The 16,833-nt window shown below is 43.2% G+C and carries 13 protein-coding genes and 1 tRNA gene; 9 read left to right on the top strand and 5 right to left on the bottom strand.

The window, feature by feature from the left end; genetic code table 11:
• The first annotated feature begins 32 nt into the window (after positions 1 to 32).
• From QE390_RS16355 to QE390_RS16320, 8 genes are all read left to right on the top strand, one after another.
• Entirely contained in the window at positions 33 to 929 is an 897-nt protein-coding gene (locus QE390_RS16355; RefSeq protein WP_106634899.1) for a transketolase family protein, read from the top strand.
• Positions 930 to 1,008: 79 nt separating this feature from the next.
• Positions 1,009 to 2,652: a hypothetical protein gene (locus tag QE390_RS16350; RefSeq protein ID WP_307142933.1), complete on the top strand. Its 1,644-nt coding sequence runs from the start codon at positions 1,009 to 1,011 to the stop codon at positions 2,650 to 2,652.
• A 268-nt stretch (positions 2,653 to 2,920) separates the two neighbouring features.
• Positions 2,921 to 3,667: a glycosyltransferase family 2 protein gene (locus tag QE390_RS16345; RefSeq protein WP_106634901.1), complete on the top strand. Its 747-nt coding sequence runs from the start codon at positions 2,921 to 2,923 to the stop codon at positions 3,665 to 3,667.
• 39 nt (positions 3,668 to 3,706) lie between these two features.
• The gene (locus tag QE390_RS16340; protein ID WP_307142932.1) at positions 3,707 to 5,098 is read left to right on the top strand and encodes an NAD(P)/FAD-dependent oxidoreductase; all 1,392 of its coding nucleotides are present in this window, start codon (positions 3,707 to 3,709) and stop codon (positions 5,096 to 5,098) included.
• A 153-nt stretch (positions 5,099 to 5,251) separates the two neighbouring features.
• Positions 5,252 to 7,969 carry a hypothetical protein gene (locus QE390_RS16335; protein WP_307142931.1) on the top strand — a complete coding sequence of 906 codons (2,718 nt, stop codon included), beginning with the start codon at positions 5,252 to 5,254 and terminating at the stop codon, positions 7,967 to 7,969.
• A gap of 71 nt (positions 7,970 to 8,040) precedes the next feature.
• Entirely contained in the window at positions 8,041 to 9,471 is a 1,431-nt protein-coding gene (locus QE390_RS16330) for an MBOAT family protein (RefSeq protein WP_307142930.1), read from the top strand.
• Positions 9,417 to 10,541: a hypothetical protein gene (locus tag QE390_RS16325; protein ID WP_307142929.1), complete on the top strand. Its 1,125-nt coding sequence runs from the start codon at positions 9,417 to 9,419 to the stop codon at positions 10,539 to 10,541. The genes QE390_RS16330 and QE390_RS16325 overlap by 55 nt, the downstream gene beginning before the upstream one ends.
• The gene (locus QE390_RS16320) at positions 10,541 to 11,581 is read left to right on the top strand and encodes a hypothetical protein (protein WP_307142928.1); all 1,041 of its coding nucleotides are present in this window, start codon (positions 10,541 to 10,543) and stop codon (positions 11,579 to 11,581) included. The genes QE390_RS16325 and QE390_RS16320 overlap by 1 nt, the downstream gene beginning before the upstream one ends.
• A 58-nt stretch (positions 11,582 to 11,639) precedes the next feature.
• Here QE390_RS16320 and QE390_RS16315 read toward each other — a convergent pair whose 3' ends face one another.
• Both QE390_RS16315 and QE390_RS16310 read right to left on the bottom strand, forming a co-directional pair.
• Entirely contained in the window at positions 11,640 to 12,530 is an 891-nt protein-coding gene (locus QE390_RS16315; protein ID WP_307142927.1) for an SMP-30/gluconolactonase/LRE family protein, read from the bottom strand.
• A 249-nt stretch (positions 12,531 to 12,779) separates the two neighbouring features.
• A complete protein-coding gene (locus QE390_RS16310) occupies positions 12,780 to 13,985 on the bottom strand; it encodes an anhydro-N-acetylmuramic acid kinase (protein ID WP_307142926.1) in 1,206 nt (401 codons plus the stop codon).
• A gap of 371 nt (positions 13,986 to 14,356) precedes the next feature.
• On the opposite strand from QE390_RS16310, the gene QE390_RS16305 reads away from it, so the two are divergent.
• Positions 14,357 to 14,938, top strand: coding sequence for an outer membrane beta-barrel protein (locus tag QE390_RS16305; protein WP_307142925.1), 582 nt, complete (start codon positions 14,357 to 14,359; stop codon positions 14,936 to 14,938).
• 45 nt (positions 14,939 to 14,983) lie between these two features.
• Here QE390_RS16305 and QE390_RS16300 read toward each other — a convergent pair whose 3' ends face one another.
• The 3 genes from QE390_RS16300 to QE390_RS16290 all read right to left on the bottom strand — a co-directional run bounded on the left by QE390_RS16300 (position 14,984) and on the right by QE390_RS16290 (position 16,817).
• Positions 14,984 to 15,529: an alkylphosphonate utilization protein gene (locus QE390_RS16300; RefSeq protein ID WP_307142924.1), complete on the bottom strand. Its 546-nt coding sequence runs from the start codon at positions 15,527 to 15,529 to the stop codon at positions 14,984 to 14,986.
• Positions 15,530 to 15,612: 83 nt separating this feature from the next.
• Positions 15,613 to 15,700: transfer RNA gene (locus tag QE390_RS16295), tRNA-Ser, on the bottom strand.
• A gap of 49 nt (positions 15,701 to 15,749) precedes the next feature.
• Entirely contained in the window at positions 15,750 to 16,817 is a 1,068-nt protein-coding gene (locus QE390_RS16290) for an asparaginase (RefSeq protein WP_307142923.1), read from the bottom strand.
• Between the last annotated feature and the right edge of the window lie 16 nt (positions 16,818 to 16,833).

Raw genomic sequence — 16,833 nt, 5'->3', positions numbered from 1 at the left:
ACACCAAACTCAAAACCCTAAACCCACCTGTCATGAGAAAGGAATTTAGTGAAGCCATTGAGAAGTTAGCTTTGGAGGATGAAAAGCTTATTTTCATCACGGGCGACTTGGGGTATAGTGCCCTGGAAAATGTTCAGAAAGCCATGGGTCCCAGGTTTATTAACGCAGGGGTGGCTGAGCAGAACATGGTCGGCATGGCCGCAGGAATGGCTTCACGAGGCTATAAAGTGATTTGTTATTCCATCGCTCCCTTCGTAGTGTATCGCTGTTTGGAGCAATTCCGTAACGACGTTTGCCTGCACAATCTGCCCGTTTTTCTGGTGGGTAATGGAGGTGGTTATGGCTACGGAATTATGGGAAGTTCACACCATGCCATCGAAGATTTAGCTGCTCTGAGTCCCCTGCAAAACGTAACCTGCTACGTTCCAGCTTTTGCTGACGAAGTTGGTGATTGTGTAAGAACCATGGTACAGACTGGACGTCCGGCTTACCTACGTTTAGGCTATGGAAAAAATACACCTTCGCTGGAGCAGACTTCTGGCTCTTTCAAAGTGCTAAAGAGTTACCCCGATGCAGAAGCCAGTGTGATTTCACTAGGCCCAGTTACGCAGAATGTCCTGACAGCTTTAGACGGTGATGACCGTAAGATTAACCTATTGACAGCCCTAACGCTACCGCTTCAAGTAACGGATGAAATCGTCCGGCTACTGACTGACGCAGGACATGTCATTGTTACTGAAGAACACGTCAGCATTGGTGGTCTGGCTCAGCAACTTTCGGTGCAATTGCTCGAAAGAGGAGTTTCCTTAAAGTCATTCAAAAGCCTGCGAGCCGAAGGGTATCCCGACGGATTATACGGCGATCAATCCTATCATCAGCAGCAATCCCATCTTGATTCAGCATCCATACTGGAAGCATTACCTGTCTAATGTTTTGAGTTTGGGGTTTAGCGTTATTATTGTTGTTTCTACAGTGATAACGCTAAACCCCAAACTCAAATTTCTCCCCATGTCCAACAATCGATCTATCTCTTTACTGGTCTTTGGTATGGGCTTAGTACCTATACTTCTGTACTTTTACTTGCTTGATTCACTGGCCATTAACATTCCTAAGTGGGATGATCACGGCTTGCGGGCTTTTATCATGCGATTTCAGGAAGCTCAGTCACTTCCCCAGTATATTGACGCGTTCTGGAGACAGCATAATGAACACCGCATTGTTTACGACCGAATCGTTTCCCTTCTGGACTATGTTCTTACGGGTCACCTGAATTTTGTGCACTTGATGTGGGTGGGTAATCTGTCTCTGCTCTTCATTGTACTGGTCTGGTATAAAGTATTGAAGCAATCCGTAGGCTTACTTTATGTATTACCCATTCCTTTTCTGATTTTCAATCTCTCCCAGTGGGAGAATATGTATTGGGGCATGGCCGCCCTGCAAAACTTTGGCGTCATTGCCTGGGTCATTTGCTGTCTATACGCCCTAGCCTATCAGCTACCTTTAGGGATCTGCATTTCATTGGCTATTTTAACCAGTATCACCAGCACTAATGGGTTATTAATCTGGCCCCTTGGTGTCATTATGTTGTGGCTTCAATCACCTAAGAAGAAAGTGTTTATCTGGCTGGGGGTCGGCGTTCTGGTCTGGGTTCTTTACTTCCTTCACTACGAAAAGACGGAACAACCCACCCACCCCGTTCCGAATAAAATCGTTGCCTACGTCCGGGCTGTTTTATTGATTCTGGGGTCCATCGCCGAACCGCTCTATCCCCGAAAATCAACCTTACTGGTTTTGGGGACTGGCTTGATACTATTTGTTCTTTCTGGTGGCATTCTCCTGCGATTAGCTTTAAAAGTTTTTCAAAAACAATCCTTAACTAAAGTCGAGTATTTCCTAGGGTCTGCTTTAGCTTTTGTTCTGGGTACTACTGCCATTGTCGCATTCGGTCGGTTGGGTTTTGATGAAAATACCTTTACCACCAGTCGGTATAAAGTCTATACGATAGTCATAAGCCTGCTGGTTTATACCTGGCTCATCCTGCAAACCAATGGCTTCGTTCGAAAAACGATTGGATTAGTAACGTTACTGTTCAGCCTCCTCATTGCCTGGACTAGCTATTCCTATTTTTATGACGATAGCTTACGGCTCAGAAACCAATTGATGAGTGATCAGTTTAACTATTCGTATCCGGCTGAACCTGTCAAAAGTAAACCTATTAATAAAGCAGCGGCTGCCTGGTATGATGCCTCGCTGAACACGTTACTCCAACCCGACACGAATCAGCTTACGGCCTACCCCGGCCTGAAAATTACCCAGACGAAGCAGGTTAGTGTTCTCGAAATGGAGAAAGCTGGCGAAGCAGCGAAAGATTTTACCCGTTCCTATTACCTGCTCCACAAACCTGGTAAATCTTACCTGGTTCCGTTCATGTTTACAGCTATTGATCGTCCCGGAGTGGCCCCTGCTAGCCGGAACTATATTCATCCGTATTCATCGACAACGATTGACCATAATCCGAACCAATATTTACCCGGTGATTATTCGCTTTTAGTGGTTACCCATGACCATAGGAAGTCTACTCTCTATAAAACGGGACAAACGATCCATATCCCGGATCAGGATCAGACACCAGCTTTAAAACAGAACTGGTAGTAGATTATCAAAATATTATATTTAATCAAACGATACAATCTTATATGAGTTAGCAAAACAAAAGGTCCAGCTGTAGGTTATCCAATTACAGCGATTATGCAACTGGTAAGTAAGTATTTGTCTAGTGATTATCTTAAGGTAAAAGACAAACGCTTAGTCCCAGAGTCTAACAGCTCGTATTCGGAAACCTGTTTCATCAAAATAATGCACTACCTTTGCTGAATCAACCTTAATTGTTGCCTTTTCAGTAAGAACCAATAGTTATTTCATGTCTGTCCTGCTATCTATTGTAATGCCTGCCTATAACGAGGAGGAAATCATTGAAACCGTCGTTAAAAATTGGTCAGCATTTCTTGAAAAATATTTCCAGCCCCTCGGTGAAACCCGTCTTATCGTTGTAAATGATGGTTCCAAAGACTCAACCGGAGCCAAACTTGACCAGATAGCACCCAAGTATCCTCTTTTAATGGTGGTTCATCAGAAGAATGGTGGCCACGGAAACGCCGTTGTTCACGCGTATCGCAAAGCAGTAGAAATTGATTCAGAATGGGTTTTTCAAACCGATTCCGATGATCAGTTCGTGGCTGAAGATGTCCTCAAGCTTTGGGAAAAACGGAATGAATCCGAGTTTATCATGGGTTTCCGTCAGGTCCGCCATGATGCTACCTTCCGCCTTTTTGTTACCCGCGTTCTCAAATACTCTTTGTTTGCAGTATATGGAACGTTCATCAATGACAGTAATATTCCTTTCCGTCTGATTAAGGGTAGTTTACTGAAACGATTATTAGCTCAGCTCCCCACGCCGCTACCTTTTGCTCCCAACATTTTCCTCGCCATTATGGCCCGGAAAGCTGGTAATAAAACATTTGATATCCCCATTACCCATAAAGAACGGGCCACTGGCGAGGTATCTATTCAGAAAATGAAGCTGCTTAAAGTTTGCTGGCAAAGCTTCAAGGAATTATTCCAGTTCCGTCAGGAATTGAATTCCAAAGTCAGAGCGATCAAGGCTTAGTAATACCTCATTTCTGAAATTGCACTTACATTAATCCTTATGAATTATAAATACGTCATTATTGGTTCTGGTCCGACGGGTCTTGGGGCAGCTTATCGTCTGAAAGAACTGGGTATCACTGATTTTATCGTCCTTGAAAAAGAAGATCACATTGGTGGATTAGCAACCAGTTTCGTCGATGAACAAGGTTTTACCTGGGACGTTGGTGGGCACGTACAATTTTCGCATTACAAGTATTTTGACGAGTTAATGCTGAAAGCTCTGGGAGCAGACGGCTGGCTTACGCACCAACGCGAAAGCTGGGTATGGATCGAAAACCGTTTCGTTCCCTATCCTTTCCAGAATAACATCAAGTACCTTTCTCAGGAAACGATGTGGAAATGTCTGGATGGTCTGATTGATCTCTATAAGAAACCTTTTCAGGGCAAACCCGCAAACTTCCGGGAATGGATTCTGGCCACGCAGGGCAAAGGGTTAGGTGAAGTTTTCATGTTCCCTTACAACTTCAAAGTCTGGGCATACCCTACCGAAGACATGAACGCTGTCTGGGTAGGCGAACGCGTTTCGGTCGTTGATCTTCATCGCATTACTAAGAATATTTTATTCAACAACGACGATTATTCCTGGGGCCCCAATGCTACTTTCCAATTCCCCAAACATGGCGGTACGGGCGGTATCTGGGAAGCCGTAGGTGATCTGGTAGGTCGGGAGAATATTATCCTGAACGCCAACGTCGAAAGTGTCGATGCCGCTAGCAAACAAATTACGCTGGCCGACGGTCGTACCATTGGTTACGAAACGCTGCTGAACACGATGCCACTGGACTTGTTTACCCAAAAAGTAAAAGGTCTGGATTCGGCTATTACTGAAAAAGCTCAGGGACTGAAACATTCTTCCACGAACGTAATTGGGATCGGTCTGAAAGGAAAGCCGAAAGCTGAACTCGCTACCAAGTGCTGGATGTATTTTCCTGAATCCAATAGTCCTTACTACCGAATCACGGTCTTCTCGAATTATTCGCCAAACAACGTTCCCAACATTGAGGAGCAATGGTCATTGATGGTAGAAGTAAGTGAATCTCCGAAAAAACCCGTCGATCAGGAAACCCTGATGGCGGAAGTGATCAAAGCCCTCAAGGAAGATCAACTGATTGAATCGGAAGAGGATATCATCTCGAAATTCCACATTCGCTTTGAATATGGTTACCCAACACCAAGCGTGGAACGCGATGGCATTCTAAAAACGGTACTTCCTGCCCTCGAACCCCTGGATATTTATTCCCGTGGTCGTTTCGGAGCCTGGAAATACGAAGTTTCTAATCAGGACCACTCCCTGATGCAGGGCGTAGAATGGGCCAACCGGGTAGCCATGAATGTACCTGAACTTTCGCTCTTCTTCCCAGATACGGCTAATGCCATGTGGGGAAAATAACGTAGCTAAAAAATAAGTAAGTACCATAAAATTGCCAGTTGGGAACCCAACTGGCAATTTTATATCAGATGTTCCGTATTTTCGGTAACTGAATGGTACGCAAGTGTTGCGTCTTAAAACAACCCATTTATCGGATAAAAAATTTATTACCAGGTGAAGCGTCTTTACTGGTTTCTGGGAATTGTGTGTTTGGCTGGCCTGGCCTGCTGGGCCTACTATCGCTGGAGTACCAACGAACGTTCGGTGTGGGCTTATATTCCCGAAAATTACCTCTTAGCCGTTGAGAGTACTGAATTACAAAATCCGCCGGAACCGCTGCGTTCTTACCAGATCAAATTAACTGATTTACCCATTCTGGAAGAAGCCCAGGATGCTCTTCAATTGCTACGTCAGGCTGTTCCTGATACCTCTTTACTACACTCATTTCTGCATAATAAAACCATAACCTATTCGCTCCACGCCGAGACAAATAGTGTGGTTAACTACCTGATTTACATACCTTACCAGCCGGGAGATCAATCTTTTCTTTCGTATCTCAATGGATTAAATTCGAATGAAGTCAGAGGTCTGAAACATCAAACCGCGAAGCAGAGCATTACCGACGTTACCCTCTCTAAAAGCCGGAAACGATTTTCTTTCATGCAGTATGATAACTATCTCATACTGAGTCCCTCCTCCTTATTGGTTGAGAACGTGGCGATGAAAATCAGTAAATTACTTGATGTACCGGATAATGCTCCCCCTACTCCTGCCGAATACGCCACGGCTAAGACTAAATTCTGGCTTAACTGGGCGAATCTGAGCGTTCTTGCCGGACGCATGATGAGTCAGCAATCCGCCGCGGGATCATTACTGGCCTTACTTCCCGTAAATACTGCTTATAAAACTACGGTTAATAAAGTTCGGAAAGGCCTGCTGGTGGAGACGACCACCGCAACCAAGGATGCTCACGCCTATTGGCAAACCTTTGATTCCCAGCAAGCCGCTGCCCTGATTAGTCAACGCTTTATTCCTAATTCTACCGCCGCTTTTTACCAGTTTAGCCTCTCCGACCCCATTGGCTGGGCGAATCGTTTTCTGCGTTATCAGAAAAAACACGAGCCCTCGAAAGCGAATTTAAAGTCTGAGTGGCAAGACAAGTACATCATCAGTCCGGATTCGGTTTATTACCACATCAATCGGGAGCTGATTCTCTGCCGAATGGAAAGCGATGAATTGAACGAAGGAGGCAATATCTTGCTGATGAAACTGAATAATGCCCGGGCCTTCCAGAATTGGATGCACTACGAATCAGGCAGTATTCGGCAGGAAGAAAAAGCAAAGAAATTTGAGGAAATCATCTCGGGCTATACCGTACGTCAGATTTTGTTACCGGAGTTACCTTCCCTCTGGTTTGGATCTATTTTTCAAGGTTTTCCTAAAACGTATTACACGGTCATTGATGGCTATGCCGTTGTGGCGAGCAACATGCAGGCCATGCGGAATTACATTACTGATTACAAACGCGGTAATGTGTGGATGAACTCCGCTCAGGGACAGGAAGTGCTTCGCATTTTACAGCCCCGTCCTTTCAGTCTGGTTTTCAACGCTGGAAAATCTTGGTTTTCAATCCTGAAAAACCTCAGAAGTGAATGGAAAGGACCCATTACCAATCTTGAAGAACCCATCAAACGTTTGAATTTCCTGACCTGGCAGGTGACGGTTTTGCCCGGTAAAGTGGATCATCAGTTTGTCTGGACGAAGGGCCGGGTTACCGCCGATCCTAGTTTGCTGAGAAAAGTTTTCCTGCAAAAGTTAATTCCTAATCCGCTCGGCAGACCGCTTCAGCGAGAACCGTATGTCTACCGAAACGCAGTCACCGGAACGACAGACTTAATTCTTACCACTAAAGATAATTACCTGATTCCGGTGACCGTTGGAGCCACGCCTACAGTCAAGTTTCGCCTGTCGGGGCCACTGGTAGCTCCGGTTCAGCTTATGGATTATTTCGGTAAAGGGCGGGATCAACTGGTATTATTTACCGAAAACCACTTGTACATCCTGAATCCTACCTCCAAGGGCTATCAGCTTTACGCATCCAAGCCATTTAGTAAATTGCTTGATTATGAATTAACTCTTTTTGATCAAACGCCCGAACGCAAAAAGCAGTTTTCTGCTCTCGATGCAGACGGACATTTATATACGATCACAAAAGCGACCTTATCTCTTGTGCCTTCGGGTTTGCGTTCCGACATTCGCCATGCCAACCTTCCCATCAGCATGGCCTACACCCAGGGCGATTCGTATGCCGTGTTGCTGCAACCCAACGGAAGCGTTGCTTTGTCGAATGCGAAAGGACTCAGTCTGCCTAATTTTCCCGTGCAACTAAACCAGCCGTTCGATGGCCCCGCCTTCGTGGAAACCACTGATCGCGATGCTGATTTTGCCCTTCAACTGGTTAGTGCCAATGGTGAAATTTTGAAAATGTCCCAGGAAGGAAAGGTGGTTAATCGCCGTCAGTTGATCAAACCTTCGAAAGAAACGCGATTCCGAATGCTGGTAGAAGAGTCGGCTAAGGATTGGCTCATTATTCAGCAAACAAATCAGAATGTTACCTTGTTTGATAAACAGGCCAACTCCCTTTTTAATATTTTCCCGATTACCTCAGAAAGTCAGCTTCGATATTATGACTTCGGAGCCGAAACGAAAATCATTGCAGTCACCGATTCTCGTGGAACTATGCTTTATAATTTACAGGGCGAAGCTTTGATTCAGGCTCCCATTCCAAGCCTTTACAAGGTTACCATTGAATTTGCTGAATCCTATCAGAAACTCTTTATTTACGCTACCAGTGATAAAGGCGTTCAAATCCTAACCTCGAAGATTCGTTAATACCTTTGGAATCACTTTCTGCTGGTTTAGACCGATATTGATAATTTTGAGCCCCATTTACCAAAAGTCGAATGATTTTTAATTCTCTTCAATTTCTTCTTTTCTTCGGAATTGTTACGTTAAGTTATTTCAGTCTGAAGTGGAATGGACGCTGGATTCTGCTTCTGCTGGCGAGTTGTTACTTTTACATGGTGTTTGTACCCGAGTACATCATCATTCTTTTTGCTACGATTATCATCGATTATCTCGCCGGAATCTGGATTGAAAATCAAAAAAATCCAGTCAAGCGAAAATGGTTACTTACCCTTAGTCTGGTTGCCAACGTCGGTATTCTGGCTTTCTTTAAGTATTTCAACTTCATTTCTGAGAATATTGAGCATGTCGTACACCTATTGGGTTCTGACACGCATGTTCCGCGACTAGGTACCGACATTCTTCCCGGTATCTTATTACCCATTGGCCTTTCTTTTCACACTTTCCAGGCCATGAGTTATACCATCGAAGTCTACCGGGGTAATCAGAAAGCTGAACGCCATTTCGGGATCTATGCCCTTTATGTAATGTTTTATCCGCAATTGGTAGCAGGGCCCATCGAACGCCCTCAAAACGTGCTCTGGCAGTACCACAAATACTTCCGCTACGATTGGGAAAACGTGAAAGAAGGCCTCATCCGCATGGCCTGGGGCTTATTCAAAAAAGTGGTAATTGCCGATCGGCTTGCAATGGTCGTAGACCCTGCTTTTGGTCATATCACCGACCATAACGGAACCAGTTTGTTAGTAGCTGCCTGTTTCTATTCTTTCCAGATTTACTGTGATTTTTCGGGTTACTCGGATGTAGCCATTGGAGCTTCCAAAGTAATGGGCTTTACGCTTATGGAAAACTTCAAGTCCCCCTACGAAGCGGCTTCCATTGCTGAGTTCTGGCGGCGTTGGCACATTTCGCTGTCTACCTGGTTCCGCGATTACATTTACATTCCTTTAGGCGGTAGCCGGGTTTCCCCCGTTCGTCAGTATATCAACCGCTTCATCGTGTTCCTGGTCAGTGGAATCTGGCACGGAGCAAGCTGGAATTTCGTCATTTGGGGCGTTCTGCACGGCTTTTATCAAACCATGGGCCAGCTTCGGGATCGTTTTATGGATCGCCAGGGCATTACCGTCCCTAGTGCATCATGGTATCGGGGGTTACAAATAGTTCTTACCTTCGGATTGATTACGCTAACCTGGGTTTTCTTCCGGGCCATTACCCTCCGCGATGCGTTGCTCTACTTCAAAGGAATCGCGTCTATATCCGTTCATGACAAACTCCAAACGCCGCTCAATGCAAACGAAATGATTTTCTGTTTGCTTCTGATTGGATTCTTGCTTTGGAAAGAAAACCGTTACTTCCAGATTCCTACCAGAAGTAACGTGAAGTTCTGGGCCATTTTCAGTGCCCTTGTCGTTAGTTGTTATTTATTTGGAGTCTTTACTGCCAACCAATTTATCTACTTCCAGTTTTAATGAATACGATAATCAAATTAGGCATTTTAGGGGCTTTGGTCATTTTTGCTATTTTCATTTATTCGCCTAAATGGCAACGTAAATTATCAGAAAAAGGATTTATTCCGAATCAATATCGATTCGGTGATTTATACAATACCAGTAATTTAACTCGAGTTAAAGAAGAAAATTTTTACGAAAATGATCAGGTTCCACTGAATGAAAAACCCACCAAAATCAAAAACACTACGGTTGCTATTCTAGGCGATAGTTTTACCGGAATGGGAATTGATACTTCTTTATTGGCGGGGGAAAAAAACTATCGTCGTTGGCTCAATGACGACTCCTATTTGACCGTAAAACTAGATACCAGTCACTACAACGTACTTTTATTTGAAATTGTCCAGCGGAGTATCATCGAACGATTAAATCCAGAAACGGAGTATATCTACATAGATCGGGGAATTAAAACGACAGAACCAGAAATTAAAAATGTCAGCCCGGCAAACGATCACTCCTTTTCTTTTAATAGCTTAGGATTAGATTTTTTATCAGCGGAATCCGTTAATCAGCGAATTGAGTTCCTGGTTTTTAACCAGAAATGGGCTTTAAAATGGAAAGAATTCAAAGCTGAATTACACGCTACTTTATTTGATCGTGTGGTAGGGAAAGCTGTATTGACAGAAGATAAAAAGAATATGTATTATGACTTCGAAACAGATACTACCAATTTATTTTCAACCTATTACCCTGTTAGAGACACTCAAATTGATTCAGTAGTGCTTACGCTGAATAGTATTCGTAACCATTATTTAAAAATGGGCTTTGATGAAGTCGTATTAACAATTATCCCCAACAAAAGCCTAATCTTTGAACCTAACCGCCTGCCTTACAATCGAATTATTGAACGAATTCAGCAACACGAGGATCTTCAAATGCCTTACATTGATATGCACCGTTTGTTAAAAGGCAAACCAGAATTGTATCATAAGGGCGACGGGCACTGGAATAATAAAGGAAAATTAATCTGGTTGAATCAAGTTAATAACTGGATCCGTGTCCATGCTCCTGCTCCGAAAAATCAAGTATAATGCGTCAATTAGCTCGATTAATACTCATCTTTATTTTAGTCGCAATATTCCTGATCGGATTATCTAAATCCTTTTATCATACGCTTGGATTAGCAGGTTATTTACCGGATGATTACAAATACGGCGACTTATATCGTTTTACTAATCTTGTTCAGTTCAAACAAGCTCATGTAACTTGTCCAAAGCTATATCCCACCGGTGCTCCCAAAGCATCGATTGCACTGTATGCCATTGGGGACAGTTTTATGGAACCTGGTTCGGTTGATAGTTCAGATTTCATTGCTCAGCGTTATTCTTATACTCACTGGAATGATCAGAAAACCATACGGCTAGATACTTCCTTACACAATGTGTTATTGATTGAATCCGTTGAGCGGCATTTTCGCGAACATTTAGCTACTTTAATTACCAACCTTTCCATTGTACAGTCTTCGATACCCAATACCCCTGCATCGATGCCTACCAATGATTTGGTTGCTTTCTTAGAAGGCACGCATGATTCCCGGCTTAAGGTGCCTGAAGAACGCTACGACAACGTATTATTTAACTGGCCTGTATTTCTTCGGTTAAAAGAATTTAAAGCCTGGTTGAATCTCCACCTCTTCGATCGGACGCATGCCATGACTTCACTATCTCCCGATCGTAAGCATGTTTTTTTAAATTTAGATACGGATTCTACTTTAATTAACTCCAATTTTAATTCAGTATCAGAAGAAGAAATCACGAAGTTGATTACTCATTTGAATGAAAGTTTTGACAAGTATCGTTCATTAGGATTTGATGAAATATACCTCAGTATTATTCCTAATAAAACCACAGTAACTACTCCCGAAATGGGCCCTTATAATCACTTAATTGAACGCATTCAGTCGGATACGCGTCTTAAAGTGAAAATAATTGATGCGTATTCTCTGGTAAAACCTTTAGGTGCGGAAGGTTACCAAAAGGGGGATAGTCACTGGACTTGCCAAAGCCGTGATCTATGGTTAAGAGCCATTAATGAACAGCTGACCAAGAGCAGGATTCCATCAATACCATAAGTCTGTTCAAAAAAAAGACACGCCTAGACGTGTCTTTTTTGGTTAGTTAAAAACCTTATTAATTTCCTTTATTAATCATTTGTAAAGTATATACGGATTCGGAAGCTGTAATAAAGAGCATTTTTCGATCTTTCCCTCCAAAACAAACATTACCTACCCATCCGGCTGGTACGGGAATATGCTGAATTTTCTCGCCTTTAGCGTTATAAATGAAAACGCCTTTTCCGGTAATGTATAAATTCCCTTCCGCGTCCAGCGTCATTCCATCGGAACCCTGATTGACAAAAAGCTGACGATTACTTAGACTTCCGTCTTTATTAATCTGGTATTTATACGTTTTATTAGCCTGAATATCGGCCACAAATAAATAGTTGCCATCAGCTGACCCAATAATTCCATTCGGTTTTACTAACTGATCGTCAACTACCGTCGGCTGTTTTTTTCCTTTGGGCAAATAATATACTTTCTGCTCTTCAATTTCAGGTTTCTGACGTTGCCAGTAATTACGTTGATAGTAAGGATCTGTGAAGTATATCCCCCCTTTTGCATCGATCCATAAATCGTTAGGGCCATTCAGTTTTTTACCCGCAACATCGCTCATCAATACTGTTACTTTTTTGTCGGGTGAAATGGACCATAACTCATTTTTCTCATCTGCACAGGAAATCAGGTTACCTTTCTTGTCAAAATAAAGTCCATTCGATCGGCCCGTTTTATCCATCCATAAGGTCAGCTTTCCATCGGTGTCATACTTCCAGATTTTATCGTTTGGCTGATCGGTAAAATAGATAGTACCGTTTTTATCAGCCGCGGGGCCTTCCGTAAAAATGAATTGACTGGAGATTTTTTGTAGGCTCGCCCCCGGAGCAATCAAGTTTTTTTCCTGAGCAAAAACTGAAGTGGATAAGGCAATTCCTAGCAGAAGGTTTAGAGAAGTTTTAAGTCGCATCGGTCTGAATGATTAATAATGCTGCAAATGAAAGAGATTATAGCCGTTTTAGTTAAGATTTAAGGTAACAAATCCAAAACGATAACGGTTCTGGTCCTTGCCGCCGAGTTACCCTACTCATAAGATTGCATTGGTGTTGGTAAACGCCTAAACATTGATTGTCTAATACTATATTCTTTGTTGTAATTAGGTTGAATCGTAATCGATCAACTAACAACCACGGACCCTAATAACTATTAAGTACTTCAATTAATGCGGAAAGGATATTTTTCCCATTGACACACTAGGCACTCCCTGTCGCTGCCCAAAATTAGTTTTACCACCCGCCAGGGCTTCATTAGCAAGCGTAGCAAACAGAACAGCTTCCTTGGCATCCCCCAAAATCCCTAATTCGTCGGTCTTTCTAAGGCTAAACTTGGGTAATAACTCCTGAATATAAGCCAGTAACAAAGGATTATGCACCCCACCCCCACTTGCATAAATTACCCATTGGGTAGAACTTTCGTGCCAGTCCAGCGATTGCTTCACTGCTTCAGCGATGGTTTCAGCCGAAAAGCGAGTCAGAGTCGCCAGCACGTCTTCGGGAGACAGCTCTTCCGTCTGGCTTCGCTGTTGTGCTCTTTGCAAGTAATCTAGGTTAAATAACTCAGGACCCGTCGTTTTTGGGAATGTTTTCTGAAAGAAAGGATCGTTTTTAAGTTCTGCTATTAATGCTTCATTAATCACGCCACGTTGGGCTATTTCAGCATTTTCGTCATAAGGCAAGTCAAAATACTTGCGGGTTACTGCATCAATTAACGTATTACCCGTGCCTGTATCCGTCGCAAAAACTTCATCTGCATTCAGGTTGGCCGGTAAGTAAGTGAAATTGGCGATGCCGCCCATGTTAAGAAGAATGCGATTTTCTCCGGGTTTTGAGAAAATCAGGTAATCGCCATACACGGCTAGCGGAGCTCCTTCACCACCCGCAGCACAGTGCTTCTGTCGAAAATCGGACAGGGTAATGATGCCCGTTGTTACAGCCATGTGATCGCCGTCACCAATTTGAAGGGTTGTATTGGGAAATTTCGCTAGGCCATGTAAGATTTTAGGGGCGTGAAAGACCGTCTGGCCGTGGCTGGCAATGCAATCGATGTCTGCGGGATTTACATTCCATTCCTTCAAGCAATCCAGCACGATGCTTCCGTGAAGGTTACCAATCCAGGGATTTAATAAAGCAAGTTGCTGAAAATCAATCTCCCGGCGAGCAAATACTTTTCGAATTTCGTCTTTAATCGACTCGTCGAAAGGAACCGTTTTAAAGTTTAACACCCTTACCTGCGTTTCTCCCCCTTGCCCCTCGAACTCGCAAAGCACTACATCCAGCCCATCCATCGAAGTCCCTGACATCAACCCAATGATCCGGCGGGTTTGCTTATTAGCGATCTGGTATAATTTCTCAATATTTGAATTCATAGTTTATTGCTAAGGAATCGGAATGATTACTACTCTCTAAACACTTCCCATCGTTTCCCCTTTCAAATCTACATTAGTTTCAGCGTCGTTTTTCGTCAAGAAGTTATTTATACATGACTAGAGTTTACTGGAGCCATGTATGAATGGGATTGAATATCTAATGAGAACTGATTCAATAGTTTCTACATATCTCATACTTTATTCAAAATAAAAGTATAAGATGACCATTAAAACTAAAATGAAGTCAAATTAGATTACCTATCGAATAAAGTTTCCTCAGTGTATTTGAGCGATAACCTGTTAAGGTAAGTTAAAAATTAGGTAGGGTAGTTTCAGCGTTTTAAACTTGCTAAAAATTAAATGCTGATCTTATGAAAAAACTAGCTTTATTTTTATTAATCTTCTTGGCTTTTTACGCTAAATCTAACGCTCAAACTGAAAAAGGAAGGTGGATAGTAGGCACGCAAATTGGGGATTTCTCCTATCGAAAAGGTTCTCGTGAGTCTAGATTCTTTTCCGTTGATGTTGCTCCCTCGGCGGGCTATTTCGTAAGTCGTAATTTAGTTTTAGGCCTTTCGATGCCTATCACCACTTCTAGTGCTAAAAGTACTAATTACTTAAACAGACAGCAGGAATGGGGCGTGGCTCCTTTTTCTCAGTTGTATTTTGGTAATGGCAAGCTAAAGCCTTATTTATCAATAACCTATAAATACAGTAAAGCCCTAACTCTCTATCACCTAGATAATCAGAATGTAATTAAAACGAATGAGCGTAAGAAAGCCTGGTCTCCAGGAATTGGACTAGCTTATTTCATTGCTAATAACCTTTCCCTCAATGCAGCTATTAACTATAATTTTTATAACAATGTAATAGATAATACTAGCCGTTACTCAGATGAAAACGCAACAATGAAGTTAGGATTTAATCTATTTTTTGGAAAAACACACGAGTAAATAAAAAAGGAAGGAAGGACTACTCAGGTGAGTAGTCCTTCTTTATTAACTATTCTGTTTTTTCAGGTATTTTGTTAGAATAACAATCAGTTGCCCATCGATTTTCCCTTCAATCTGCTCTGGATTATCTTCAACCAATCGAATATTTTTTACTACGGTTCCAATACGGGCGTTAATCGAACTTCCTTTCACATCCAGCGTTTTGGTTAACACCACAGAATCGCCGTGATTTAATACATTTCCTAAGCTGTCTTTATGCTCCAGTGCCGCGATTGGTTCGTCCTCTTCTCCGAGAGCCTTTGCCCAATCCAGCAACTCTTCATCCAGGTAAAGCATATCCAGCAAATCCGCTGCCCAGGTCTCCGTCTTTAACCGATTCAGCATTCGCCAAGCTAATACCTGCACGGCGGGTTCTTCGCTCCACATGGCGTCCGACAGAAAATGCCAGTAATCGGGTTTCAATTCCGTTTTACGCTCAATTTGATCTAGACACGTTTGGCAAAGGATTACTTTATTCGGAAAAGAACGGACGGGCTGTACTTCATACACAGAAAGTTGCTCCGAAGAACCAGATAATGCACAAATTGACATGGGGATACCTTTTAAATGAATGGATTAATAAGACAACTGAAAACCAAAAAAAGCCTGATTATCGGCTGATAATCAGGCTTTTGCAGAGAGGAAGGGATTCGAACCCTCGATACCCTTTAGAGGTATACACACTTTCCAGGCGTGCTCCTTCAACCACTCGGACACCTCTCTGTGTTTTGGGTCCGCAAGATACAACTTTGAAATGCCCAAAAGCAAGCGTTTAGCTTAATTCTCCTCGCAAAGATTCAGATAATTCTTTTCTAATGCGTTCGATGTCGTCGCCGTATTGTCCTAATAAAAACATCAATTTCGTAACGGCGGCTTCCGACGTCAAGTCTGCACCGCTCACTAAGCCCATGTCGTTCAGATACTTACTGGTCTGATAGCGTCCCTGCATTACCTTTCCACCCATGCATTGCGAGACGTTCAACAGGATTACGCCGCGTTCGGTTGCTTTTTGTAAAGCTTCCAGAAACCAGGGAGCTGTAGGAGCATTTCCGGCACCGTACGTTTCCAGCACCACTCCTTTCAGGTTTTCAATCGACAAAATACTGTGTAAAACAGAGGCAGAGATTCCGGGAAAAATTTTCAGAATAACCACATTTGAATCCAGTTTCTGGTGCACCCGAAACGGTTGTTCTGGCTGGTAAGGCCGGATGTAGGGCCGATTGTAATCAATGGTAACCCCGGCTTCGGCCAGCAAGGGATAATTCTCCGACTGAAACGCATTAAACTGGCTACTTTCCTGCTTACGTGCCCGATTTCCGCGTAACAACAGCGAGTGAAAATAAATGGCAACTTCCGGTACCATCGGCTGGTTATGCTCGTCGCGGGCGGCGGCTATTTCGAGAGCGGTAATAAAATTCTCGACGGCATCCGTCCGGGCGGCTCCGATAGGCAACTGAGCTCCGGTCAGGATCACGGGTTTATTCAGATTCTCAAAAAGGAAGCTCAGAGCCGAAGCCGTATAGGCCATAGTATCGGTGCCGTGAACAATGACAAAACTATCGTACTGATCGTAACGCTCGGCAATAATCTGGCTCAGGTGCAACCAATGCTCCGGCTGCATGTTAGACGAATCCAGTAGTTCATCCAACACCAAGACAGAAATCGAAAAACGGAGGCGGGCTAATTCTGGAATGCGATCCAGAATTTGCTCGAAATTGAAGGGAACAAGCGTTTCCAGACGACGATCATAGACCATGCCAAATGTTCCGCCGGTATAGATGACCAGAACTGAAACCGGGGAATGGGCCGAAGCCGCCGTATCAACAGTAATAAGTTTCAATGAAGTATGCTTTAGG

This window comes from Siphonobacter sp. SORGH_AS_1065 (genome assembly GCF_030818595.1).
Lineage (GTDB): Bacteria > Bacteroidota > Bacteroidia > Cytophagales > Spirosomataceae > Siphonobacter.
The sequence above is the reverse complement of the archived record's forward strand: the minus strand, read 5'-3'. Positions and strand labels throughout refer to the sequence as shown.